We start from the raw sequence: 2,268 nt of genomic DNA, 5'->3' as shown, positions 1-2,268 counted from the left end.
GAGCGCGTGTACGGATGGCGCGGCCGCCCGATCACCGTCGCCTTGTCGCCCAGCTCCGCCACGCCGCCCAGGTACATCACCATCACGTCGTCGGCCACATGCTCGACCACCGCGAGGTTGTGCGAGATGAACACATAGCTCGTGCGGAACTGCTCCTGCAGATCCATGAACAGGTTCAGGATCTGCGCCTGGATCGACACGTCGAGCGCCGACACCGGCTCGTCCGCCACCACGATCTGCGGATCGAGAATCATCGCGCGCGCAATCGCCACGCGCTGGCGCTGCCCGCCCGAGAACATATGCGGATAGCGCTTCGCATGCTCCGGCCGCAGCCCCACGATGCGCATCATGTGCGCGATGCGGTCGGCGCGTTCGCTCGCCGTGAGCCGCGTGTTGATCGCCAGCGGCTCGCCCAGCGTCTGCTCCACCGTCTTGCGCGGATTGAGCGAGGCGAACGGGTTCTGGAACACCATCTGCACGCGCCGGCGCAGCGCCGCGATCTGCGCGCCGCTGGCGTTCGCCACGTCCTCGCCGTCGATGGTGAGCGTGCCCGAGGTCGGCGGCTCGATCATCGTGAGCTGGCGTGCGAGCGTCGACTTGCCGCAGCCCGACTCGCCCACCACCGCAAGCGTGCGCCCGCGCTGCAGCGAGAACGACACGCCGTTGAGCGCCTTCACGGTGCCCGTGCCGAACATGCCGCGCTTCACGCTGTAGTGCTTCTTCAGGTCGTGCGCGACGAGCACCTTCTCGTCGTCATGCGCGTCGCGCTGGGACGCGGATTGCTGGACTGCGTTCATCGCGCGCCTCCATTCAGTGTTTCAGTCACCACGTTCAGCGGCTTGATGCAGCGCACGAGCGCCACGCCGCTTGCGTCCGCCACCGCATCGAGCGACGGCCGCGCCTTGTTGCACGCGTCCACCACGTACTTGCAGCGCGGCGCAAACAGGCACCCCGTGGGCCGGTCGTCGCGCCCCGGCACCATGCCCGGCAGCGCAGCCAGGCGCGCCGCGCCCGTGTTGTGCTCCGGAATTGCCGCGAGCAGCGCCTGCGTGTACGGATGGTGCGGACGCGCGAAGATATCGGGCACGCGGTTGGTCTCGATGATCTCGCCCGCGTACATCACGGCCACGCGCTGCGCGACCTCCGACACCACGGCCAGGTCGTGCGAGATCAGCACGAGCGCCATGCCGCGCTCCTTCTGCAGGCGCACGAGCAGCTCCATGATCTGCGCCTGGATCGTCACGTCGAGCGCCGTGGTCGGCTCGTCGGCGATCAGCAGCTTCGGGTTGCAGGCCACGGCCATCGCGATCATCACGCGCTGGTTCATGCCGCCCGACATCTGGTGCGGGAAGTTGTCGATGCGGTTCTTCGCGTCGGGAATGCCCACCTGGTCGAGCAGCTCCAGCGCGCGCGCATGCAGCGCCGCGCCGCGCAGCCCTTCGTGCAGCTTGAGCACTTCCTTGATCTGGTAGCCGACCGTGTAGCTCGGGTTCAGGCTCGTGAGCGCGTCCTGGAACACCATGGCGATGTCCTTGCCGACGATGCGGCGACGCTCGCGGCCCGTGGCGTTCAGCAGGTCGCGGCCATCGAAGGTGACCGAGTCGGCCGTGACCTTGCCCGGGGCGTCGATCAGGCCCATCAGCGCCATCATCGTCACGCTCTTGCCCGAGCCCGATTCGCCGACGATGCCGAGCACTTCGCCCGGCGCCACCGACAGGTTCACGCGGTCCACCGCCGGCAGGCCGTTGAAGTTCACGGCCAGGTTACGGATGGTCAATAGTTCTTGAGTCATGTTCAGGCCATCCGCTTCAGCTTGGGATCGAGTGCGTCGCGCAGCCCGTCGCCGAGCAGGTTGATCGCGAGCACCGAGATCAGGATCGACAGGCCCGGCATCGTGACGATCCACCACGCGCTGTCGATATAGTCGCGCGCCGAGGCGAGCATCGCGCCCCACTCCGCGGCCGGCGGCTGCACGCCCAGGCCCAGGAAGCCGAGCGCGGCCGCATCGAGAATCGCCGAGCTGAAACCGAGCGTCGCCTGCACGATCAGCGGCGCCGTGCAGTTGGGCAGCACCTGCGAGAACATCAGCCGCAGCGTGCCCGCACCGGCCACGCGCGAGGCCGTCACGTACTCCTTGTGCAGCTCGCCGAGCGCCGAGCCGCGCGCCAGGCGCACATAGCCCGGCAGCGCCACGATCGCGATGGCGAACATGGTGTTGGTCAGCCCCGGGCCGATGATCGCCACCACGGCCACGGCCAGCAGCAGCGA

Annotated in this window: 3 protein-coding genes; all 3 read right to left on the bottom strand. The window is 68.3% G+C overall.

Annotated elements, in window-relative coordinates; genetic code table 11:
* The coding region (locus BBA01S_RS39225) for a dipeptide ABC transporter ATP-binding protein (protein WP_027821141.1) at window positions 1-797 on the bottom strand (797 nt) is incomplete at its 3' end.
* Complete coding sequence (locus BBA01S_RS39220) at window positions 794-1,792, bottom strand: ABC transporter ATP-binding protein (protein WP_027821140.1); 999 nt, start codon at window positions 1,790-1,792, stop codon at window positions 794-796. The genes BBA01S_RS39220 and BBA01S_RS39225, both read right to left, overlap by 4 nt.
* Window positions 1,793-1,794: 2 nt before the next feature.
* A partial coding sequence (locus BBA01S_RS39215; RefSeq protein ID WP_027821139.1) for an ABC transporter permease subunit occupies window positions 1,795-2,268 on the bottom strand: 474 nt, incomplete at its 5' end.

This window comes from Paraburkholderia bannensis NBRC 103871 (genome assembly GCF_000685015.1).
Taxonomy (GTDB): Bacteria; Pseudomonadota; Gammaproteobacteria; order Burkholderiales; family Burkholderiaceae; genus Paraburkholderia; species Paraburkholderia bannensis.
Note: the sequence above shows the minus strand (reverse complement) of the source record. Positions and strands in the feature narration are given on the sequence as shown.

Excerpts from the sequence above, each read along its gene's own strand:
- BBA01S_RS39220 (WP_027821140.1), bottom strand. The coding sequence starts at position 1,792 with ATGACTCAAGAACTATTGACCATCCGTAACCTGGCCGTGAACTTCAAC.